Source organism: Raoultibacter massiliensis (assembly GCF_900199545.1).
Lineage (GTDB): Bacteria > Actinomycetota > Coriobacteriia > Coriobacteriales > Eggerthellaceae > Raoultibacter > Raoultibacter massiliensis.
Genome location: NZ_LT962671.1, coordinates 1,194,154 through 1,215,854, shown reverse-complemented (window position 1 = coordinate 1,215,854; position 21,701 = coordinate 1,194,154). Strand labels below are relative to the sequence as shown.

The 21,701-nt window shown below is 56.9% G+C and carries 23 protein-coding genes and 3 tRNA genes; 12 read left to right on the top strand and 14 right to left on the bottom strand.

The genetic code is table 11. From position 1 onward, the window contains the following. Positions 1–405: 405 nt before the first annotated feature. Positions 406–762, top strand: a complete 357-nt coding sequence (locus tag C1719_RS09450; protein ID WP_180963549.1) for a PadR family transcriptional regulator — start codon at positions 406–408, stop codon at positions 760–762. Beyond that, positions 755–1,102, top strand: coding sequence for a DUF1048 domain-containing protein (locus C1719_RS09445; protein WP_102374872.1), 348 nt, complete (start codon positions 755–757; stop codon positions 1,100–1,102). The genes C1719_RS09450 and C1719_RS09445 overlap by 8 nt, the downstream gene beginning before the upstream one ends. Positions 1,103–1,165: 63 nt before the next feature. On the opposite strand, the gene C1719_RS09440 is transcribed toward C1719_RS09445, so the two are convergent. Further along, positions 1,166–1,960 (bottom strand): MerR family transcriptional regulator, encoded by a 795-nt coding sequence (locus tag C1719_RS09440; RefSeq protein WP_102374871.1) that lies wholly within the window; start codon positions 1,958–1,960, stop codon positions 1,166–1,168. A 388-nt stretch (positions 1,961–2,348) separates the two neighbouring features. Between C1719_RS09440 and C1719_RS09435 the strand changes: the two genes are divergently transcribed. Further along, a complete protein-coding gene (locus C1719_RS09435; RefSeq protein ID WP_102374870.1) occupies positions 2,349–4,130 on the top strand; it encodes an FAD-dependent oxidoreductase in 1,782 nt (593 codons plus the stop codon). A gap of 136 nt (positions 4,131–4,266) precedes the next feature. Here the strand turns inward: C1719_RS09435 and C1719_RS09430 are convergent, their stop codons facing one another. The 3 genes from C1719_RS09430 to C1719_RS09420 all read right to left on the bottom strand — a co-directional run bounded on the left by C1719_RS09430 (position 4,267) and on the right by C1719_RS09420 (position 7,619). Next, positions 4,267–5,655 carry a helix-turn-helix transcriptional regulator gene (locus C1719_RS09430; protein WP_180963548.1) on the bottom strand — a complete coding sequence of 463 codons (1,389 nt, stop codon included), beginning with the start codon at positions 5,653–5,655 and terminating at the stop codon, positions 4,267–4,269. A gap of 102 nt (positions 5,656–5,757) precedes the next feature. Beyond that, the gene (locus C1719_RS09425) at positions 5,758–6,480 is read right to left on the bottom strand and encodes a nitroreductase family protein (RefSeq protein ID WP_102374868.1); all 723 of its coding nucleotides are present in this window, start codon (positions 6,478–6,480) and stop codon (positions 5,758–5,760) included. 257 nt (positions 6,481–6,737) lie between these two features. Further along, entirely contained in the window at positions 6,738–7,619 is an 882-nt protein-coding gene (locus C1719_RS09420) for a LysR family transcriptional regulator (RefSeq protein WP_245874467.1), read from the bottom strand. A gap of 291 nt (positions 7,620–7,910) precedes the next feature. On the opposite strand from C1719_RS09420, the gene proB reads away from it, so the two are divergent. After that, complete coding sequence (proB, locus tag C1719_RS09415) at positions 7,911–8,759, top strand: glutamate 5-kinase (protein ID WP_102374866.1); 849 nt, start codon at positions 7,911–7,913, stop codon at positions 8,757–8,759. Between the two features lie 171 nt (positions 8,760–8,930). Continuing rightward, a complete protein-coding gene (gene aac(6') / locus C1719_RS09410) occupies positions 8,931–9,398 on the top strand; it encodes an aminoglycoside 6'-N-acetyltransferase (RefSeq protein ID WP_219717844.1) in 468 nt (155 codons plus the stop codon). Between the two features lie 4 nt (positions 9,399–9,402). On the opposite strand, the gene C1719_RS09405 is transcribed toward aac(6'), so the two are convergent. The 3 genes from C1719_RS09405 to C1719_RS09395 all read right to left on the bottom strand — a co-directional run bounded on the left by C1719_RS09405 (position 9,403) and on the right by C1719_RS09395 (position 10,992). Further along, positions 9,403–10,401, bottom strand: a complete 999-nt coding sequence (locus tag C1719_RS09405; RefSeq protein WP_102374865.1) for an FAD:protein FMN transferase — start codon at positions 10,399–10,401, stop codon at positions 9,403–9,405. A gap of 240 nt (positions 10,402–10,641) precedes the next feature. Continuing rightward, complete coding sequence (locus C1719_RS09400; RefSeq protein ID WP_102374864.1) at positions 10,642–10,785, bottom strand: zinc ribbon-containing protein; 144 nt, start codon at positions 10,783–10,785, stop codon at positions 10,642–10,644. Positions 10,786–10,797: 12 nt separating this feature from the next. Beyond that, entirely contained in the window at positions 10,798–10,992 is a 195-nt protein-coding gene (locus C1719_RS09395; RefSeq protein WP_102374863.1) for a hypothetical protein, read from the bottom strand. A gap of 85 nt (positions 10,993–11,077) precedes the next feature. Between C1719_RS09395 and C1719_RS15740 the strand changes: the two genes are divergently transcribed. From C1719_RS15740 to C1719_RS09380, 3 genes are read left to right on the top strand one after another with little or no spacing between them, the layout of a single operon-like run. Next, positions 11,078–11,401 carry a hypothetical protein gene (locus C1719_RS15740; RefSeq protein ID WP_180963547.1) on the top strand — a complete coding sequence of 108 codons (324 nt, stop codon included), beginning with the start codon at positions 11,078–11,080 and terminating at the stop codon, positions 11,399–11,401. Positions 11,402–11,440: 39 nt separating this feature from the next. Beyond that, positions 11,441–12,217: an ABC transporter ATP-binding protein gene (locus C1719_RS09385; RefSeq protein ID WP_102374861.1), complete on the top strand. Its 777-nt coding sequence runs from the start codon at positions 11,441–11,443 to the stop codon at positions 12,215–12,217. Beyond that, positions 12,214–13,389: an ABC transporter permease gene (locus C1719_RS09380; RefSeq protein ID WP_102374860.1), complete on the top strand. Its 1,176-nt coding sequence runs from the start codon at positions 12,214–12,216 to the stop codon at positions 13,387–13,389. The genes C1719_RS09385 and C1719_RS09380 overlap by 4 nt, the downstream gene beginning before the upstream one ends. Before the next feature lie 119 nt (positions 13,390–13,508). On the opposite strand, the gene C1719_RS09375 is transcribed toward C1719_RS09380, so the two are convergent. Continuing rightward, positions 13,509–13,757: a hypothetical protein gene (locus C1719_RS09375; RefSeq protein ID WP_102374859.1), complete on the bottom strand. Its 249-nt coding sequence runs from the start codon at positions 13,755–13,757 to the stop codon at positions 13,509–13,511. A 247-nt stretch (positions 13,758–14,004) separates the two neighbouring features. On the opposite strand from C1719_RS09375, the gene C1719_RS09370 reads away from it, so the two are divergent. Then, the gene (locus C1719_RS09370) at positions 14,005–14,238 is read left to right on the top strand and encodes a hypothetical protein (protein WP_146007878.1); all 234 of its coding nucleotides are present in this window, start codon (positions 14,005–14,007) and stop codon (positions 14,236–14,238) included. Positions 14,239–14,354: 116 nt separating this feature from the next. Here the strand turns inward: C1719_RS09370 and C1719_RS09365 are convergent. Next, positions 14,355–14,429, bottom strand: a tRNA-Ile gene (locus C1719_RS09365). A 159-nt stretch (positions 14,430–14,588) separates the two neighbouring features. Here C1719_RS09365 and C1719_RS09360 point away from each other — a divergent pair. Beyond that, positions 14,589–14,663 (top strand) — tRNA-Val (locus tag C1719_RS09360). Between the two features lie 137 nt (positions 14,664–14,800). Here the strand turns inward: C1719_RS09360 and C1719_RS09355 are convergent. Beyond that, the gene (locus C1719_RS09355; protein WP_102374857.1) at positions 14,801–15,736 is read right to left on the bottom strand and encodes a DUF1848 domain-containing protein; all 936 of its coding nucleotides are present in this window, start codon (positions 15,734–15,736) and stop codon (positions 14,801–14,803) included. A 166-nt stretch (positions 15,737–15,902) separates the two neighbouring features. Between C1719_RS09355 and C1719_RS09350 the strand changes: the two genes are divergently transcribed. After that, positions 15,903–15,977, top strand: a tRNA-Asn gene (locus C1719_RS09350). Between the two features lie 539 nt (positions 15,978–16,516). Here the strand turns inward: C1719_RS09350 and trpS are convergent. The 4 genes from trpS to C1719_RS15735 all read right to left on the bottom strand — a co-directional run bounded on the left by trpS (position 16,517) and on the right by C1719_RS15735 (position 20,698). After that, entirely contained in the window at positions 16,517–17,563 is a 1,047-nt protein-coding gene (gene trpS, locus C1719_RS09345; RefSeq protein ID WP_102376014.1) for a tryptophan--tRNA ligase, read from the bottom strand. Between the two features lie 183 nt (positions 17,564–17,746). After that, entirely contained in the window at positions 17,747–19,240 is a 1,494-nt protein-coding gene (locus C1719_RS09340; RefSeq protein WP_102374856.1) for a basic amino acid/polyamine antiporter, read from the bottom strand. Positions 19,241–19,258: 18 nt separating this feature from the next. Next, on the bottom strand, positions 19,259–20,212 hold the full coding sequence (gene hdcA, locus C1719_RS09335; RefSeq protein ID WP_102374855.1) for a histidine decarboxylase, pyruvoyl type: 954 nt from the start codon (positions 20,210–20,212) through the stop codon (positions 19,259–19,261). 321 nt (positions 20,213–20,533) lie between these two features. Continuing rightward, positions 20,534–20,698: a hypothetical protein gene (locus tag C1719_RS15735; RefSeq protein ID WP_180963546.1), complete on the bottom strand. Its 165-nt coding sequence runs from the start codon at positions 20,696–20,698 to the stop codon at positions 20,534–20,536. 262 nt (positions 20,699–20,960) lie between these two features. Between C1719_RS15735 and C1719_RS09330 the strand changes: the two genes are divergently transcribed. Next, positions 20,961–21,662, top strand: a complete 702-nt coding sequence (locus C1719_RS09330) for an ABC transporter ATP-binding protein (protein ID WP_102374854.1) — start codon at positions 20,961–20,963, stop codon at positions 21,660–21,662. Positions 21,663–21,701: the final 39 nt, after the last annotated feature.

Genomic DNA, 21,701 nt, shown 5'->3' with positions numbered 1-21,701 from the left:
GAAATCAGCTTCCATCGTAGATGAGGACGTTCCAGATACACGCTTTACCTCAGATTGTTGCAGGCCGGTGCCTTGTATCTGCTCGAAGTCAATCAAAAGCAACCTATCGGCATCCTGCAACGGCGTACTGCTTTTCCCGAGCTGGGCAAACGTGTCGCGATGCGCAAGGCAACGCATCCGAGGGTGGTTTCCAGGCCTTCAACTTGCAACAATCTGATGATTTCTGTGCACTTCGGGCCGCTTTCGCTATTGCGGCGGTCTCGGCGCCGATCGCGGAGATGCGATTCTGGGTTGGCTTGTTCCATACGGCGAAATGCCGGCTTTGTGACGGGCGTTCCTGCTTCTATTCATGCAAACTATTCTGTGATACTATGTACTAGTAATAAGTGCTACAGAATAGTAACCATGACAAAATGGGAGTTGATCGAGCTGGAGAACCTAACCGAAATGCTGAAAGGCGTGCTGGAGGGTTGCGTGCTGGAGATCATCAGCCGCGAGGAAACCTACGGCTACGAGATCACCCGGCGGCTGAACGCCCTCGGATTCGAGGACGTGGTTGAGGGAACGGTCTACACGATCCTTGTACGCCTCGAGAAAAACGGCCTGGTGGACACACAGAAGAAACCATCCGAGATGGGGCCTCCGAGGAAGTTCTACTCCCTTAACGAGAGGGGTCGGACGCAGTTGGAAGCTTTCTGGTCCAAGTGGGAGTTCGTCTCGGCGAAGATCAACGAGTTGAAAGGAAGCAAGAGCCATGCTTGATATATTCGAGAAGCTTATCGGCGACAAGAAGGAATACCGCGAGATGATGGCGCGGGTGAAGGCGTTGCCCGACGATTATCGGTTCGTGTACGAGAAGGCCCAGAAGTACATGTGGAACTTCACGGCAGGGGACGGAATGGACATGCTGAAGGTCCAGTACGATCTTATCGATCTCTTCGAAGCGGGTGCGGCGGAGGGTCGCCCTGTGCTCGACATCACCGGCAAAGACGTCGCCTCGTTTTGCGACGAACTCATACGCGATGCGAAAACGCAGGCTGGGAAGCTGCGCGAGAAGCTGAATCGCGAGATCGCAGAGAAACTGGGCGGGGGAGAAGCGTAAGTCCGATCTGCTAAAAGGCTGGCCGGGGATATCGGCCAGCCTTTTAGCAGTGGTTCCTATCCGCTACTTAGCAATGGGGAAGCATATTTCGGTAACGTAGTCTTTCGGGTCGACGTCGGGGCCGCCCTTCTCGTACACATCGAAGGGCGAACCTGCAACATGGTAGCCGTTCTCGTCGATCCACTGCATGATCCCCGCATATAGCGCGGTGAACGCCTCGGGGTCGTAGGGCCCTGAAAGCGTCGAGCACGCATGAGGGCCTCCTTCGATCGGGTGCGAGCCGGCGGTTCCTTCTGCAACGGGTACGGCTACCTCGATGTCGGAATCGTCGGCGCTGAAGTCCTCGTCATGGTAAAACGCCATCGGTGCTCCGAGCGCGGTGATACCGTTTTTGGTAAGAGAGGCGTCGAGCTCGGCGAATAGCTCCTGGAAATCCTGTACGTTTATCGCCCGGCGCACGCCGAAGACGGTTTGCGGCATGCGTTCTACCACCTCAACAGCAATGTCTTGCTTCATGATGTCGATGCTCCTTTTCAGTTTTTCGATATCTTGTTCCATGCGGTTAAGCACCCGCTGTGCTTTGCCGATTTCCGCTTCCAGCAACCGATGCTTTTCAAAAAGCGCCTGGGAGAGGAGTTCATCATCGGGGTAGGCCAGATGTGCCGCTATCTCGGGCAGCGAAAACCCGTACGATTTGAGCCTTAAGATCAGGCGCATGGTGCGAATCTGGTCCGCCGTGTAATAGCGGTATCCGTTTTCGGCGACATGAGCTGGACGCAGAAGCCCGATCTCGTCGTAATGGCGAAGCGTCTTCTTGCTTACAAAGCAGGTGCGGGAGAATTCTCCGATCGTCAACATAGGCTAGCCGTCTTTCCCTTTGGTTCCCTGAACGTTCGAGACCCAGTATGGGGTATGCCGTAACGGGAAGGTCAACGGTTGTTTGAAAAAAGTTCGATGCGCTGCAAAAAGACCGTCTGGCGGGCGGGCGCGCGACGATGGGGATTCGCGCAGGGGAGCTCAACTGCATGGCGATCACCGTGACAGGCTATGAGTGGAAGGGGTGCTTGGCGGCGTCAGGCGCATCGCCGCTCGCTCTCTTTTCGCTGATGAACGGCACCTAAGCGCTTGCGCTTAGGCATTTACCGAAAAATGAGCGTCATTGATAATACCCAAGCTTCGATGTTGGCTCTAGACTCCTTTTCGCATCAAGCGGAAAGCAGCGTTATCCGAACGGAAGGGGATCTGCATGGAAGAGAGAAATAGTATTTCGCGGAGAGGGTTTTTGAGGGGTACTGCAGCGGTTGCCTTGGGTGGAGCCGGTTTTGCCTTGGCAGGGTGTTCGCCCAATGCGGAGAAGCAAGAGCAGGCGCTTGCTTCTGGCACGTATGCAGGCACCGCAATGGGGCGTGCCGGAAACGTTACCGTCGAGTTAACCGTAAACAACGGCTGCATTGTGAAAGCGGCGATGATCGACAGCTCGGAAACTGCGGTCATTTCCGATAACGCCGCAGAAAGAGTACTTCGGGACATAGTGGAGTACCAGACGGTCGCCGTGGATACCGTAGCGGGCGCGACGCTTACGAGCATGGCTGTGATAAGCGCTGCGGAACTGGCTCTGAAGCAGGCGGGCGACATCGCTGCATTCAAGGCGGGGCCTGATTATCCCGCCCCTTCATGCGAAGACTGTTCTGCGGATGTCGTGATTGTAGGTGCCGGTTCTGCGGGGATGAACGCCGCCGCCAAGCTCATCGATGCCGGAGCAAATGTGATACTCGTCGAAAAGCAAGGATTTTTGGGCGGGGGAGACACTATGTTTGCATCAAGTGGGCTTGCCGGTGGGGGTGGCTACACTGTGTACAAGAAGGGAATAGCCGATTCGTCTGAGCAAGATTATCTTGATGCCAAGAAGAAAACGGCGGAGAAAAGCGGCCTTCCCGTCGACATCGATTGCCTGACCGCATATTCACTGAGAAGCGGTGATGCCGTCGATGCGTACATTGCCATCGGCGTTCCGTTTGGCAGGTATGCGAACTTCTCGAATACGATCATCGACGGCTCTTCTCCCGGAACCCATATCATCAAACGCTTATCTGAGCAGATGGATGCGAAGGGCGTTGATTACCGTTTGAACACCGCGCTTGTTTCGATCGTCAAAGAAGGCGATACGGTAACGGGAGTTGTGGTGGCAAACGATGCGGGCGAGTATACGATATCGGCCGGGGCCGTCTTGCTTGCTTGCGGCGGATTCGGAAACAACGAAGACATGCTCGCAGAGTACGCTGATGCTGCCGAATACTGCGGGCTTCCGCATTCGGGTTCGGCGTCGGCCATGGGTGAGGGAATTCTTGCCGCCGAGGCGATCGGTGCCGATATATGCAATATGACCGCCATCAAAGCCAACAACATATGCCACATAACCGATACCGGGGCGGTTATCTCCCTTGCCGCCATACAGAGCGTTGCTGTGCTCGTTGACGATACGGGCAAGCGCTTTATCAGCGAAACGGGCTCGACCGTTCATGAGAAGTCGGATGCGGAGTTGGGTCTGCCCAATCAGGAAGCGTGGGCGATATTCGATCAGACGACTATCGACGAGAAGAAGCTCATAAGCGATTACAACGATCTGGGCTACTTTGAAACAGGGGATTCGTGGGAAAAGCTGGCCGAAGCGATGGGGTTCGATGATGCGGCGAAGCATAATTTCGTCGAGACTATGGAAAGATGGCAGTCGACGGGCGTTGGGAATGTCGAAGAGGAGTTCGGCGCTAAGGTCGCCAGCGTGTTCGACAATCCTCCTTACTATGCGGCGCTGGTGAAGCCTGCGATGCAGAGCACCTATGGCGGCATTCGCACCGACCCCTCTGCGCGTGTGGTCGATTCGAGCGGAGGCGTCATTTCCGGACTCTACGCCGCTGGTGCGGTATCGGGACACGGCTGTTTCGGGAACGAGGTTGGGAACGGATTGGCTATTGCATCGGCATTCGGGATCATCGCCGCCGAAACGATTGCATCGGATCGGGCTCTGTAGCGATTGGGATAACGAGAGCTGTTGCAGCGAGGTCGAGCGCGTTCAAGCGTTCGACCTCGCTGCGTTAGAAGATGCCGCTCTCGGGCTGCTGCGCAATGATCGGGCGAGGAGAAGGATTCTTGTTGACGGTAAAGCGCTAGCCGTTCAACAGTTTGTCGAGTTCCTTCCTGGAATGGATATCGAGTTTCTTGTAAATGCTGCTGGTGTGAACCCGCACGGTGCTTTGCGCAAGGAAGAGCTCTTCGGCTATTTGCGCCGTGTCTTGCCCCTTTGCTAGAAGCAGGAGAACGGAAGCCTCTTTCGGCGTAAGGCGATGCTCTTCGGTAATCTTCGCGCATGAGGCGTTTTTCGGATCAACGCTTTGTTCCTTCCAGCTGAACTTATCGACGATGCTTCTGTCTTGAACGAGGATGATCGTGGCCGCGATGGTTACCAGAACCATGATGAGCGCAAGTACAGGAACGGAAATTGCCGTGTTGTGCACTTGCTCGACGACAACGAGCCCCAGCGTCTTGCCGATTTGCAGGAAAACTTTGTAGAGCCCGGCGAAGAGTCCTGCCAGATACACGGCCGATGATCCAAGTTGATGCCCCATTATGCAGGCGATGGCATACACCATGATAAGGTATATCTCGCTGCTTGCGTTCATGAGCACGAACGAGGGCACGGCCTGTCCTTCGACGAAAAAGGCCCCGATGAGTCCCGCGACGATGAAAAGCGAGGCTACGGTAACGAGATATCTGAAACTGAATCGCTTCGAGAAGAACAAAACGCAAAGCAGCACAAGCAACTCCGGGATGCCCATACCGACCTTGCTTATCCAGGTGAACATGTTTTGCCCGGTGGCTGCATCGCCAATGCCAAAGGCCAGGGCGAACGCCGAAAGCACGATGATGAGTTTCCAGGGGATCGAGGGCTTGTGGCTCATCTTTGCCGGAAGGCTTGCCGCGGGGAGGGAATAGAATCCCTTGAACAGCATGAACATGCTCATTAATGGAAGCAGGCACATGATCGCTTCGATCGCTCCTGCTTCGGTTACTTGATGCAGGCCCCATATCGCAAGAGCGATGAAATACGAACCTGTCCACGCGATGAGCATGTTTCGGGCGGTAAGGCAGCCATATAGTTCGAGCCAAAGGAGAAACAGAAGCGCATAGCCGACGCCTCCTCCAATGATGAGAAACGCTGCATAAACGCCGACGACTGGGCTTCCCACTGCGAAGACGGTGCCGAACCCCCCGAACAGGGTAAGGGCAAGCGCGAGAACGGCGGCTGGCGAGCGTTTGAAGAAGGGGCTAAACCGATACGCAAGGAAGGATAAAAGGAAAAAGCCTATTACTTCACCGAGATCAAACAAGAGATGCCCTTGGCTTCCCGTGTAGGAAGGGAATGCTTCCGAGTAGCTGACGAGCGACAGGATCCACCAGAGCCAAGCACGTGCAAGCCCGCATCCCAAAAATGCGAAAGATACTTTCGGGATGGCGCCGAGACGGGCGTAGAAGTGTTTGATTGTATCCCAGAACATGAATGCCGACCCTTGCTCGCATACTAAGGGCTCCATTATAGCGGAATATCAATTGCGGCTTGGCGTCGCCGTTCTATCTTCGGCTATTCAGTCGCGGGCCTTCTACCCGATAACCCCGAACGGCAGATACCCCGCTTTGCTCGGAAGCGAAGCGTCGCGGGCGAAACGGAACGGCTTTCCGAATTCCTTGCAGGCGAGGAAATAGTGGCTCAGGCCGATTCCCATGTCGATGTCTGAGAGCTTATACGCAAGCGACAGGGGTGCTTTGAGTTTCTTCTCGTATACGAGAACCTTCTCGTCCTGTTTCTCGAAATACCAGGGCTGCGTGTTCATTCCCGAGGGGGCGAGGCGAGCCGCTTGGATGCAGGGGTCGTCGGTAACGTTCGTTATCTCCTCGATCTCCTTGCGTTTGAACTGATCGATGCTCCGATGGATCGATTCAGGCGAATTGCCGAAGGCGATGACGACGAGATCCTGATCGGTGCCGGCGGCTTCGGCGTCTTTCGACGAGCCGAGCCACACGCTGCCGATGTCCAAGGCATCGAGCCATAAAACAAGCTGCTCGAAGAGAAAACCGGCTGCTTCCATTTCGCCCGGCGCGCCCTGCCCGCTTACGATCAGGTAATGCGGGGCATCGACATGAAAGCGTCCCTTGACCTTGCTGGTGAACCGGTGTTCGAGCGATACGCCGGGGTAGAGCGATTCGAATCCTTCGATCGCGTTCGATATTTCGCTTAGAACCTCTTGCCCCAAGGGTCGCATGTCGTATTTTCGGCATGATTTGCGCTGCGAAATCGAAGGGTAGAGATTCGTGGGGAGCTCCATAAGATCGCCTTCCTCGAGGTGTGCTGCAATAGCGTTTCGGCGGCACTATTGTATAGCAGGCGATGTACGTGCCGGTGAAGGTGCGCTGTATGATACGAGGTTGTAACCTGCATCGAAGCGGCCAATCAAGACGGGTTGCCCGTCGATGGCGACGGGCAACGTCGCATGCGCTACGCCCCAAAAAGCTCCGCTTGCAGAGCCTGCGGGCGCGCCGTTGCGTGCGAGAAGGCGAGACCGTCGGGTCGTTTCGACCCGTATCAGCCTGCGGAGGAGTCGGAGCGAAAAACCAGGTAATCCTTAAACTTTCGAACAGCTGGCGAAGCGTTTTTCATCGTGCGAACGGCGAAGCATATGCTGCGGTACGCCGGTACGTCGAGTTCTCTGAGCGTTAAGCGATAAGGAATTCTTTTCAATATGAGCTCGGGAAGGATGCTGATGCCGAGGCCCTTCTCCACCATGGCGAGTATGGCGTAGTCATCCCAGGTGATGAACTGCGTGTCGGGTTCGACGCCCCGTCTTTCCATGAGCTCGGCGACATCGGACGAGTTTTCGCGTTCAAGCATCATGAACGGGTAATCGCGTAGCGCCTTGATCGGCAGTTTCGCATATTCGGCAAGGGGATGGTTTTCGGGTAGGACGGCAAGCAGCCTGTCTTGCTCGAGGAATTCGGTTTCGAGATCGGATTGCACTGGCAGCCGTAAAAAACCGCAGTCAACGCGCCCGTCGAGAATCCAGCGCTCTATTTCCTCGTAATCCCCGAGGAGCAATTCGTATTCGATGCCGGGGTAATCGTTCTGGAATCGGGCAATGATGTTGGGAAGCCAATGCGTTGCCACGCTTGAGAAGGTGCCGATTCGGATGAATCCTTTTTCCAGTCCGTTGAGTTCGGCGATCCTGTCTTGCAGCCGCGTTTCCGCATTGCAGATTTCCTGCACGAGCGGGAGGACGGAAAGCCCTTCGGCCGTCAAGCTCAAGCGTGCACTGCTTCGTTCGAGCAGTGAGATGTTCCACTCGCTTTCGAGGTCGGCTATCATGCGGCTGATTCCCGATTGGGAGTAATCGAGTGCTGCGGCTGCTTTAGTGAAGCTGCCGCATTCTACCGCTTTGAGCAATGCATGATATTTCGTAATGCTCGACATCAAGCCTTTCATGAGGATGTATGAGAAAAACTCATATGATCAATGATAAAGTTCCGTTTTTGTTATATGCCACTTTATGGAATACTCGATCCAGTGTCAAGAACGATGGGGAACAAAGACAGGGAGGAGCTATGCGCGTGTATGGCATTGTTGCGGCGATGGGTTTGCTGCAGAGTGGCGATGGGCCTGCTGCGAGGTTTCTTAAAACGAGAACCGGTCATCCCCTGAATCGGCTTTTGTCAGAAACCGGTCGCGATCTTACGGTTGCGGCTTTTGCGGACGGGGCCGGGTATGTCGCATCTTTATAGAGAGAGGATCGTCGTCAAGGTGGGCACGTCCACGCTTACCAACGAAGCGGGTGGCGTCGACTTGCGATCTTTCGAGAGGCTCGCACGTGTTCTATCCGATATTCACGGCAGGGGCTATCAGGTGATACTTGTGTCATCGGGCGCGATAGCCATTGGGTCGGACAGGCTTGGCATGGAACCGAGACCGAAGAGTTTGCGGGCGAAACAGGCAGCTGCCGCGGTTGGGCAGTGTCGCATATTGTTTCTCTACGACAAGTTTTTCGGGGAATACGGTAAAACCACAGCGCAGATCCTTCTGAACGCCGACGATGTCGAGCGGGAGGAGAAGCGGGCGAACCTCGTAAATACGTTCGATACGCTGCTGGATATGGGAATCATCCCAGTCGTGAACGAGAACGATTCGGTGAGCTTCGGCGAGATCGAATCGGATGAGCGCTTATTCGGAGATAACGATGTGCTGTCGGCGATCGTGGCGGTTCTCTGCCGCGCGCATAAGCTTGTCATCTTGTCGGATATCGACGGCCTGTACGAGAGGGATCCGCGCTCGAATCCGAAAGCGAAGCTTATCGACGTCGTTGAAGACGTAGCCGACGTGGAGCGCTGCGCCGGGGGAGCGGGATCTTTGCGGGGGACTGGCGGCATGAAGACAAAACTCCAGGCAGCCGATTTAGCTACGCGCAACGGCATCGATGCCGTGATCTTGAACGGAAGACGCCTCGACCGCCTTTACACAGTGCTCGACGGAGGCAGGGCGGGCACTGTGTTCGCAGCCCGGCCAAAGGTTGTGCGAGATCAAAATGACGGCACTCCAAGATTTTCGCTTCGAGCTTGAATATGGCGGGGCGCAAGCCGTCGATAGACTACAATTGGGCAAGCGAATGAGGCGGCCGTTCGTTTGGGCGGGGCCGCCCCGAAGGTTTGCGCCGAAGCGCCGAAGCTGCGACCAGGCGGTGCAAAGATCGGAGGGCGTCGCTGTCTCTGCGACAGCGAAAGGAGGAGTGCGTTGATACGTGAGGCGACTGTTGGGGATATCGGCGATTTGGTTCGATTATCCGAGCTCTTGTGGCCCGGGCACGATGCGGGCGTGCTCGAAGAAGAATTGCTGTGCGATCTTCGCGATGCGGATGCGGCTTGTTTCCTGTCGCTGCGCGATGCCGATCCGAACGACCCCGGTTCGGGGGAAGAGGCTGTCGGTTTCGCTTGGTGCCGCTTGCGCCGTGATTACGTCGAGGGTACCGAAAGCAGCCCCGTCGGGTATCTCGAAGGGATATTCGTGGACGAGCGGTTTCGCGGGAGGGGTCATGCGCGCATGCTCGTCGGGGCGTGCGAAGCGTGGGCGGTATCGAAGGGGTGTTCGGAGTTCGCGAGCGATTGCGAACTCGACAACGGGGAGAGCCTCGCATTCCACCTGGCTTGCGGCTTCGCTGAAGCCAATAGGATCATCTGTTTCGCGAAGCGCTTGGACTCGTGATCGTTTACAACTTGATGAACCCGGAGATCCCGCTTGATTGGACGATGGTTCCATCATCAAGGATAAGCAGCGCTTCGATGCCTGGTGTGCGTTCGGCGAAATCGATCGCCCCTTGCGACCCGAGGGCGAATACGGTTGTGGAATAACCGTCCCCGTCGATCGAGTTCGCCGAGACGATGGTTGCGCTGGCGATATCGGTGGCTACGGGATAGCCCGTAGCGGGGTCGAGGATATGGTGATAGTGGATGCCGTCCTTTTCGAAGCAACGCTCGTAAAGGCCGCTCGTAACCACCGATCCCTGCCTGATCGGTACTGCGCCGATGAGCGTCGAGGGATCTGCAGGATTGCGTATGCCGATCGTCCAGGGCTTTCCATCGGGCTTCGAGCCGAAGGTCACGACGTTTCCGCCCAAATTGATGATGGCGTTCGAGAACCCCTGGCCTGCAAGCAGTGCGCGCAGATCGTCGGCTATGAAGCCCTTTGCCGTGCCTCCGACATCGATGGAGGCGGCAGGGTCGTCCAGCTGCGCCCAGAACCCGTTCTCGGTAGAGGCGAGCTTCAGCGCGCGCCAGTTGACATGGGCGAGCGCTTGTATGAGACTTGCCTGGTCGGGCACGGTTTTTTCCATGAAATCCCAAAGCCTGCATACCGCGCCCATCGTGATGTCGAAGACGCCTCCGCTTGCTTCGCAGTAGCGTAGGCTCGCTTCAAGCACGCGATACGTCTCTGCTGCAATGGGAACCTTTTCTCCCGAAGCGGCGTTGATGCGGGAGACATCGCTGCTCTCCAGATGGCGGGACAGGAGGTACTCGAAGGTTCTGCACCGTTCGACGGCAGCCGAGAATCCTTCACGAACGGTTTTTTCGGGAAGATCGTTTCGGTACGTCTGAAGCAGGATTTCGGTATTGAAAGCGAAGAACTTGCATGACCAGGCGCCTTTTGCATCGGGGCCCGATACGTCAACGGAGTTCTTAAGCGGTATGTCGGGAAGCATCTGCTGCATAAACCGATCATACCATGATCTTCGCTTCTGTTGACCTTCGCAATGCCGAGCGCTTTCCTTTGGGGTTCGAAGGCCCTTGCGCCCAACCGTCGAAAGCCCAGTCACCAGCGTTTGGGCGTCGCCGCGCTAGTCGCTGTTTCGTGGCATGAGAAAGGGCGCTTCCTGCTTGGGGGGGGGTGGTATGGAAGCGCCCTTTTGGAGTATGCCGCGTGGGGTTGACGCGGCCGGGTGGGTATGAGGTCAGTCGACCTTGGTGTATTCGCTATGCATGCAAGCGGGGCATGCGGGCAGTTTTCCGTCGTTATCGTAAAGGTGCACGAGGAACCCGCACTTTGTGCAGCGGTACGTGCCCTTTCCGGGTTTGTCGCCGGTTTTGTAGATCATGACATCCTCCGTTCAGTCCTGCGAAACCCATTCGTGGTACTTGCGCAGCTTGTAGTCGGTTACGGCATCGATGACGGTATAGAGGTACGTGTGGATGTCGTTGCCTTCGCGCTCTTCTTCCATGGCGTTGTCGAGAATGATGCGCTCGACTTCGGCCTTGCTTTCGTCGCTGGCGAGAACCCTTAAGAAACCGTTGAAATCCTTCATGATGTATCACCTCGTTTTCAAGTACATCATAGCAGTACAGAAGCTATATTCGTTGTCGGGAAGGAAACGGGGGAGATACGTTTGGGTGAAGAAGGCTAGCCGCTCGCACAGCATCGTTTCCGGCTATTTTTTTGCGCAGAAACTCGAAGAACGCGAATCCGATCGATACGATCGTGAGTACCGAAACGATGAGTTGGGACATCCCCGTCGCGTAATCGACTTGATTCGGATCGAACGCTGCGAGGGCGAGGTAGTAACAGCACCAGACAAGCCCTTGGGCAAGTATGAAAAACGTCAGATACTGGATGGCACGGGAGATCTCGGTGCGTTTGCTTTGACAGGTAAAGTTTTTTTGCACGTTGTTACCGAATGGCGCATGCGAATCGGTATACTTTTCAAAGCGGCTTGACAAGCCCTGTCCCGTAAACGAAACGAAGAAACGAGGCACATGGAATCAGCTATCCGAGCGCAGGGATTGCGGAAGACCTACCCGCTTTCCGCAAAGCAGCGCAAACTCGAGCACACTGAAGAGCGGCGAAAAACAGCCGTGGACAACCTTTCGTTCGAGGTGGTGAGAGGGGAGATCTACGGGCTGCTCGGTCCGAACGGAGCAGGCAAGACGACGACGCTCAGAATGCTTGCGGCGCTCATAAAGCCCGACGAAGGCGATGCGTGGATCAACGGATCGAGCATCGTGAGCGATCCGATGGGCGTGCGCGAGACGATCGGGTTTCTGACGAGCGAACTGAAGCTCGAAGAGGTGTTCTCGCCGGATTACCTGTTCGATTTCTTCTCGGAACTGCACCATGTCGATCATGGGGTGCGCGAAGCGCGCAAGCGGAGTCTGTTCTCGCGTTTCGGCATCGAATCGTTCGCCGAAACCAAGGTTGCCGATCTGTCCACGGGTATGAAGCAGAAGGTTTCCCTTGCGGTTTCGGTGGCGCACGATCCGAGCGTCATCATCTTCGACGAGCCGACCAACGGCCTCGATGTCCTTACGGCGAAAACGGTCACCGATTTTCTGCTTGAGCTTAAGGGGGAGGGCAAGACCATTCTGCTTTCCACCCATATCTTCAGCCTGGTCGAGAAGGTGTGCGACCGCGCGGGCGTCATCATCGGGGGGCGCATGGTTGCAAGCGGCACCCTGGAAGAGCTCACGGGAGATCGGTCGCTCGAGGATGCGTTTTTCGACATGTATCGCATGACGGTGGGTGATGCCTCGTGAAAAGCAGTGTGCTTACCATAGCGAAAAAGGAGCTTGCACGCTTCTTCAGCAATAAGGCGTCGGCTCTGATCGCCATCGTATTGCCGGGTTTGCTCATCTTCGGCATGTGGTCGATCATGGGCAATGCGATGTCGGGCATGATGGGCGGCGGCGATTCCGAACGGCCGACGATCGCCGTGGTCGATTGTCCCGCGAGCGTGGAGCAGCTGGCGGCGGCTTCGGGTATCGATCTGGTGGAAACGGCGAGCTTGCCGAGTCCTGAGGAAATGCGGGAGCAGATCGATGGCGCCGATGTTCAGGCATTCGCGGTGTTCCCCAAGGGGTTTGATGAGGCGGTGGCTGCCTACGAGACCTCGTCGGGGCAGATCGCTCCACGGGTCGAGGTGTATTACAATTCGGCGGATACCTCGTCGGCCAGGGCTTACGCTGCGTTCGTTGCGGTGCTCGACGCATACGAATCGTCTCTTTCGAACAAGTTCGACGTGAATGCCGGCGAGGCGATCTACGATGTGGCCGAAGACAAGGATCTTGCGGCAACGATCATCGTATCCATTGTGCCTATGTTGCTGCTCATTTTGCTGTTCAGCGGATGCATGTCGGTTGCATCCGAAGCGGTTGCAGGCGAAAAGGAGCGTGGAACGATGGCGACCATGCTTGCGACGCCGATCAAGCGCAGCGATATAGCGCTCGGTAAGATTTTGGCGCTCGCGCTCATCGGACTTGCGATCGCAGCTTCGAGCGCTATCGGCATCTTCGCCAGTTTGCCGAACCTGATGCAGGGCGAGTTCGATATAAACGTATACGGAGCACCCGAGTATCTGCTGCTGGCGCTTGTGATCTTCTCGACCACCCTGCTCATCGTCATGCTGATCACCGTGGTGTCGGCGCTTGCGAAGACGACGAAAGAAGCGCAGCTTTACCTGACGCCGCTTATGATCGTGGTCATGGTGATCGGTTTGCTCGGCATGTTCGGCGATGGCGCCAAGCCCGAGCTCGGCTACTACTTCGTCCCGCTCTACAACAGCGTGCAGTGCATGATCGGAATATTCACCTTCGATTTCCAGCCTGCAGCCGTTGTAGCGTGCGTGGCGAGCAACCTGGTGTATACCGGCATCGGCGTGTACGTGTTGCAGAAGATGTTCAAGAGCGAAAGGCTCATGTTCGCGCGGTAGTGCTTGCTTTCGGCTCGGCTCGGTGCAGTGCTTCGACGCCGAGCCGAGCGTGCATACGGTAAGCCCGTCGTGCTGCTGCGCACTGAAGCATCGCCTTCCGTACGGTTCCGATGGTGCCGCTATTTTGCCGGTGGATCGATTACGAGCGATCCGGGAGGTTCGGTTCCTCGGGGAATCAGCACGAGTGCATAGTCGCACGCATCCGCGATTCCCGCGACGGTTCCGCACTCGAGCGTGCCGCCTGTGGCATCGGCTTGGGTGACGAGCGCGTTGACGTAATTGCGCGTCTTTCCGATGCTCTTGCTGATGCCCGCTTGGCTTTTGCCCGAAGAGGAGATTGCTTCCCGTAGGGCGTCTTGTGCCTTCATCGTTCCTCCGAATTTCCTATATGCATAATACGTATTGTGTATATCTAATGTATAACTCTACCACATCTTGTGCCTATTTTCTACTAGGCGTAAACTGCGAAGTGCGCAGGAAGGGAAGTCAGGAGCGTCCACGCAGCCTTGTTCGTTCAAGGGATGCTCTCCGCAAGAAGAAGCCGGAGTTTCGGCTTCGGAAGGGAGTGGTTGCGTGGTGGATGATCGCGGAGACGAACATGGGGTATTGGTACCGATGGCTTTCGTTGACGACTTGGCGGAGGCTGCAAGTATTTCGGGCGATGTCGTGCAGGCTCTCGAATGCGTGCGTATCGCCATCGAGTCGGATCGATGCGATCCCGAGGTGTACATCGCCGGCGTCATCGGCGTTCTTTTGCTGGCCGCAAAGCACGTGCACGGCAGCGCCAATGCACTGAGCGACGAGGCCGAGCGCCTATTGGAGATAAAACGGCTCGAAATGAAGAAGTGAGCGATATGCGTCGTGCGTCCCGCCTGCCTTTTGTTGCGGCAGCCGCGAGGGGGTCGGGTGTCCGAGTGCCTGGAAAACAGCGAACCCCGACAAGCCGGGGTTCGAAAACGGTTTTATGGTGGGCCCAGCAGGATTCGAACCTGCAACCAAAGGATTATGAGTCCTCTGCTCCACCGTTGAGCTATAGGCCCGGGGTTAGCGTGCGCTTCTGGCGCGAGATAGTATTCTAACGCAAGTGAGCGCATACCGTAAGCCCCGAAAACCTATAAAACCAGATTCTCCCTTGCGCTCGGGCGGTAGGACCGCTAAAATACTTCGAGCACACGGAAAGCTTTTCGAAATGTGCATTCGGTCGCTTGGCTCAGCGGGAGAGCATCGCCTTCACACGGCGGGGGTCACAGGTTCAAATCCTGTAGCGACCACCATGAAACTCGAAAGGACCTTTGATATTCAAAGGTCCTTTTTCTGTATCTCGGGATCTCCCTATGTCCTGTTTTAGCGAACTCTGATTTGAATTATCTTTTCATGAAGCATGCAAAGCGCATGGGAAGTGTGCTGCAAGCTAGATGTCAAGCCGCGTTTGGGGGGTGATTAGACGGAGCGCCTTTCTTTCGGTAATCGTATCGCCTGGGTTGAGGCGATCGCAGAGCAGCTCGGAATCCGGATCGTATTTGCAGAGATTGCTCGGCGTGTTTGCGAGGCCCCCCGCGTTGGCGTAGCAATACACGCAGCCGTTCGCGCAGGTATCGTAAGCGCCGATGTCAACGCTGGTCATACAGTAGCATCCGTTCCGGCCAGCCGTCGCTGCGGCGTCAACCGCGCCGAACCCGATCGCATGCTCGACGAAAGCCGGGTCGATGCATCCTTTGCGCGCCATGCCCGCGGCATCGAGATCCATCGTCCCGCAACCGCCGACCTCCATGCCGTGTCTTGCTCCGATGGCGCAAAGCGCCCGTGCAAGGTCGGTTTCCTGCTCAACGGGAACGCATCGGAGGTTCTTCGCATGCATGAGCTGTTCGATTTTCGGATACATATCCAGAAAACTGATCCGGCATTGCGAGGTGAATCCTTCGAGTTTCTTCGCGAATACCTCGAAATAGCGAAGATGGTGCTCGACGGTGTAGCGGTCGCTTACGAGGATGGGGCTGTATCGCCAAACCATGCGATGCGAGCCGATGGCGGATGAAAGCCGCCTGAACGTTTCGACAAGCGCAGCTTTCGGGGGAAGCGCCGATTCGACATCGGTTCCGTAGGCGTTGAGCGTGAATTGGACGTAGTACGGATAGGGTTCGAGCTCTCCGAGGCAGTCGAGCATCGGCTCGGGGTTTTTCGTCCAGAATGCAATGCACTCGACGCTTTCCCGGTCGAGCGGTACGCGGGATACGCTCGATCGGTTCATGGGATTGCGCACGAGGGCGTAGCCGGCTTGCAGACGGTTGATGAGCCATTCCATGCAGAAACGCGGTATGTCGGTTCGGCGCGATGCGCTGACTATCATGGGAGTCCATTCTTCTGGGGTTTTGCCAGTATACCATACGTATGTTCGCTCTATGCCCGAGGCCCGTCGGTAACGTGTCGGAAAACTCCAGCTTGATTTGAAATTCGGTATTGCCAAACATCGGCGTTACGGTATAATTTCCACTTGCGCATGAAGCGCATGCCATTCCTCGGTAGCTCAACGGCAGAGCATCCGGCTGTTAACCGGAGGGTTGTAGGTTCGAATCCTACCCGGGGAGCCATAACGAATCTGTTCGAACCCCTTCGGGGGTTCGAATTGTTTTTTTCGGCGACTGCGTTGTTGCGGTTGCGGGAATGCAGATCGATTGCGCTCTAGGGGGGAGCCGGTGCGTTCGATGCGATGCGGACGGCTCGTTCGGCAGCTTTCGGTTCGAGGCGCTTCGGGGTGCTGCATAGCAAAATGAGTCTCGGTCAAGCTTGCGCGAAGGCCCGTGCGCGGAAATCAAGCGATTTTGCCAAAATAACTCGACAGTCCTGCGAAAACAGCGCACGAAAATGTCAAATTGAGAGATCGCCGCACATGGCTATACGAAACGCCCTGTTCAGCGCACTGGCGATTTCGCGACATTCATGCATGATCTTGCATTTTGCAGGACTGTCGAGTAAAAGTGGCAGAATCGCGCATATTCGTTGCATCGCCCGCAAAAGATCCGCAAAACAGCAGTCTATCGCGGGACTGCTTGCGGGCGATGGGTATCCAACGAAGCAAGGCTGCGGTTGGCCTCTTGAAGCGTGCGGCGGCTTGAATTCGGGGAAGCCCCTAATACACCATGCCCATCGTTTCGCGCACCTCGTCGAGCGTCGCGTTGGCGATGTCGTTCGCGCGACAGTTGCCTTCGTGCAGCACGTCCTCGATGTAATCCATGTCGCTTGCAAGCTCCGTCCTGCGCTCGCGGATGGGGGCGAGGTAGGCGTTGACGCTTTCGGTGACGTACTTTTTGAGCGTGCCCGAGCCTCCATCGCCGATCTCGGCGGCTATTTCGGCCTCATCGCGACCCGTGCAGAGCGCCGCGGTTGTCAGCAGAGCCGACACGCCGGGACGGGCTTCGGGGTCGAATGTGATGAACCGATCGGGGTCGGTTTGGGATTTCTTGATGAGCTTCGCCGTCTCCTCTGCGGTGGCTGAAAGCGCGATGGCGTTGCCGTAGCTTTTCGACATCTTGCGCCCGTCGAGGCCGGGGATGGCGGGAGAATTGTTCAGCAGGCCGTCGGGTTCGGGGAACACGTGGCCGTAGCGCTCGTTGAATCGGCGCGCGATCTGGCGGGTCTGCTCGATATGGGGCAGCTGGTCCTTGCCGACGGGCACGATGTTGCCCTTGCAGAACAAGATGTCGCATGCCTGGTGGACCGGGTAGGTGAGCAGCAGGCCCGAAAGCACGTGGCCCGAGGCGTCCATCTCGGCTTTCACGGTGGGGTTGCGCATGAGCTCCGATTCGGTCACGAGGGAGAGGAACGGAAGCATGAGCTGGTTGAGGGCGGGTACTGCCGAATGGGTGAAGATGATGGTCTTCTTCGGGTCGATGCCGCAGGCGAGGTAGTCGATCACCATGTTGCGCACGTTGTCGGCGATGTTGTCGGTGGTGTCGCGATCGGTGATCACCTGGTAATCGGCGATGATGATGCGCGTCGTTACGCCGAGGTCCTGCAGGGCCACGCGTTCGCGAATCGTGCCGAAGTAATGACCGAGGTGCAAACGTCCCGTTGGCCGGTCGCCCGTCAGCATGGTGTACTTTTCGGGATGTTCGGGTAGATCGGCGCGGATTTCGTCGGAGCGCTTGCGGCTCGCCTCGTAGCTGTCGATGCTCATGGTCGTTTCTCTTTCGTGGTCGTGCGGGTACGCAGATACGGTCACAAGTATAGCGTTTTTCTCGCCGTGTTTCGGAAGGTTGGCGCAAAAGGGATCCGACTCGCTGCATCGCACGGAGAAACCCCCTCGTTGAACCGATGCTGTGCGAGGGGGTTTGCGCGGGTGCATGAAAATCCGCTCGTGCTAGAAGTGGCCGAAGCTCATAACGGAATAGACGACGCCTGCTATGCCGAGCGCGATGACGACGGCAACGATGATCTTGTCGCGCTTGTTGAACAGCTGCGCCTTCGCGTTGTGCTGCTTGACGCCTACTATGTAGAGCGGGATGCCGATCGCGTATACGATGCAGGCGACCATGAGGTAGTTGAGTCCCGCTGCGTATATGAGCCACAGCCCATATGCCGATCCGATCACGCCGGTTACGATGGCGCTCGTGCGGCTGGCGAATATCCCCTTTGGATAACTGTCCTTTTTCAGCGCTATCTTGAACAGGAACAACGTGCAGAAAAGATAGCACGGAAGCGCCATGACGCTCGTGATGCTGATCATGGTCGTCCAGGCGTTGCTGCCGATGAAATACGATGCGATGAGCACTACCTGAATGACGATGGTGGTCCACAGAAGCGATATGGACGGAGCGCCCTTCTTGTTCTCCTTCTCGAAGGCGGTGGGGAAGATCCCGCTTTTCGACGCTGCGAACGGCATTTCGCCGAGCATGAGCATCCAGACGAGCCACGAGCTCAAGACCGAGATGATGACGCCTGCGTTCACCATGATCTCACCCCAGCTGCCAAACGATTGGAGCATGATGGCGGCCATCGACGGATCGGCCATTTTGCCGACCGCTTCCTGCGTATCGACGCCGAGGGGCAGAAGCGAGACGATGACGTACAGGCCGAGGGTCACAAGGAAGCCTATCATGGTCGCCTTGCGAACAGCGGCCTGCGACTTCGCCCTGCCCGATACCACGACCGCGCCTTCGATGCCCAAGAACAGCCACAGCGTTACGAGCATGGTCGATTGTACCTGCGGCATGACGTTGGACCAATCGAGCGTGAGCGCTACCCCGTCCTTCATGCCCCAGAAGCCCTCCATGAACACCGAGAACTTGAAGATGGTTGCGACGGCGAGGATGAAAATGATCACGGGAACCAGTTTGCCGATGGTGCCGATGATGTTCAGGAAGCTCGTCTGCTTCGCCCCGCGCAGGGCGAGGAAGTACATGATCCACGTGATGATGGACCCGCCGATAATCGAGGGGATGTTGTTTCCTCCGGCAAAGTCGGGGATGAAGTAGTTCAGGGTGGCCATGATGAGCACAGAGTAAGCAACGAGTGCAAAGCAGTTGCATATCCAGTACCCATACGCCACGAAGAACCCGATGAGCTTACCGAACCCTTTCTCGGCGTAGGCGTACAAGCCGTTGGTGAGCTCGGGACGCGCGGCCGAAAGGATGCGAAACGTGTTCGCGATGAACCAGATTCCCACGCCGGTGACGATCCAGGCGATGATGATGGCTCCTGCGGAAGCGTCCTGCGCCATGTTCTGCGGAAGGTTGTAGATGCCTCCGCCGATCATGGCGCTGATGACGATGCCGACCAGGCCGATGAGGCCTACTTTTTTCGAGTTGTCTTGGGTCGGTGCTCCGCTGGAACCAGAAGAGGTTTTATCTGCCATGATTCCAGTCCCGTCTCATTACCCTTGCGCGATGTCGGTAAGGGGTTGGAAGTCCATTTCCTTCAGCCAGCCGGTCAGGTTGATGTCGTTGAGCGACGTGAACCCATCGGCGGGAACCGCGTTGCGAGCCAGCGTGACGTAGGGGCCGACGGTGATGGCGTTGCCGATCTCGCCGGGCTTCATCATGCGATAGGCGAATCCGACATAGGTGCGATCGAACAGCACGTGGGAGTCGCGGCCGCATTCGACGACCGACCAGACGATCTCGCGACGATGGTCTTCGAGAAATGCGATCATGTCTTCTTCGTTGTCGTTTTCGGTCCAGACGCCCGCATCTTCGATGAACAGGTCGGCGGAGAAATCGCGATCGGCGGAAAGCGAGATGGCGATGAACGACCACACGCCGTAAGCCTGCCCGTCCTTGAGTTCGCCTTCCTTGGGGCGGTAGGCTGTGATGCCCTTGTTGGCGCAGATGGTGTGCGCGCCGGGGATCAGGTGATAGCGGCGGTTCTCTTCGGTGCCGAAGAGCTCTTTGCCGGCGTCGAGAAGCGGCTGGGCATCGAACACCTTGAGCTCGGAGCCGTCGAACTGCTCGACGGTGAACAGAGGCTTGCTCTTGCCCGAGTCGATGTCATCGTGTCGGGCGAGGTCGTAGCCCCAAACCTGGCCCGCCATGCCGCAGAACGAAGAAGCGGTCAGCATGTTGATCTGTCCGATGTAGGCATCGGCTGCTTCGGCCTTGTCGTAAGTGACGATGCGGTCGATCAGGCCGTCGTCGGTCTTCTCGACGGTGCCTGCCGACACCTTCAGGATCGATACGTAGCCGTTGCCGTAGGCGCCGGGCATGCCGTATCCGTCGCAGTAATCGTCGTAGGGGCTGATGGCTGTTTTGTCGATGTGGGGCGCGCGCATGTGCTCATGCTTGTGCTGGGAAAGTGCGAGGGCGCGGTTCCTTCTCTCTTCGAGGCTCATGGAAAATCCTTTCGTCTGGGACGCTTGACTTGTGTGTACAGAGCTCTTCTGCGCAAGCGGTGCGGTCTGCGAGTCGCGTTCGCGAAACGCGGCGGAAGTGCGGGCCGAACCGACTTGGGCGGTTAACCTGGCACCGATAATACGACCGAGAATCGCTGTGGGAGTGCGCAAGCGGAGATCGAAAACGTCTCGTGCCCTATTTGAAGCCCCGCTGTTGATTTCGAAAATGTGTTACATAAATCATCGTAAAACGAAGAGGAGCCCCGCAGGATATTCGACTCCTGCGGGGCTCCTCTTCGTTCACGTTTTCGACGCCCGATGCTACTCGTTCGCGTTCGACTTCGCGTCGCTTGCTGCATCTTGGGCGGCGTTTCTCGCATCGTGAGCTGCATCTTTAACGGCGTTACCCGCATCGTGGGCCGCATCCTTCGCTGCGTTCTTCGCGTCGGTTGCCGCATCTTTGACCTTGTTGGCGAAATCTGACATGGTGTCCTCCTGATGTCGTTGGCTTATGGGCATCGATTCTAGGGGTAAACCGGTCAACGTTGGATGAGGCGCGGCAACGGGCTGCCAACGAAACGGTTTCAGCGAGGGAGGCGGCCGATTGGCTTTACGATAATGGATGTCGAAGCCGTTTGCCGCCACGGCGGGTGCTTTGCGATGCGGAGGTTTTTCGCCGTGTCGGGGCTTTCGCCGCTTGCAGCGGGCGGAAGGCTATAATAAAGCGAGAATTGACTGAGGAGTCGGTATGGCTTTCGTTGAATTCCGCGATGTGCGGAAGACCTATAGGATGGGTGAAGTCGAGGTTGCGGCCGTCGACGGCATGACCTTCGATATCGAAGAGGGCGAACTTGTCGTGGTCGTGGGGCCTTCAGGCGCCGGCAAGACCACGCTGTTGAACATGCTAGGCGGGATGGACGGGGCCACGTCGGGAACCATCGTGCTCGATGGGAGGAGGGTAAGCTCGTTCGACACCAAGGAGCTCACGTATTACCGCCGTTACGACATCGGTTTCGTGTTCCAGTTCTACAATCTCGTGCAGAACCTCACGGCGCTCGAAAACGTGGAGCTCGCTTCGCAGATATGCAAAGATCCTCTTGATGCAGCCGACGTGCTTCGGCAGGTGGGCCTCGGCCATCGCCTCGACAACTTCCCAGCGCAGCTCTCGGGAGGCGAGCAGCAACGCGTCGCCATCGCCCGGGCGCTTGCAAAAAACCCGAAGCTTCTTTTGTGCGACGAGCCGACGGGCGCTCTCGACTACCAAACGGGCAAGGCCATCCTCGGGCTTTTGCAGGATACGAGCCGCGAAACGGGTCGCACGGTCGTTCTCATCACGCACAACCAGGCGTTCACGTCGATAGCCGATCGCGTTATCCACATCCGCGAGGGCAAGGTTGCGGGCGTGGAGGTAAACGAGCACCCCGTATCGGCCGAGACGATCGAGTGGTAAGAGCCGATGCGCAGCGCATTCGCTAAAGATTTTTGGCGG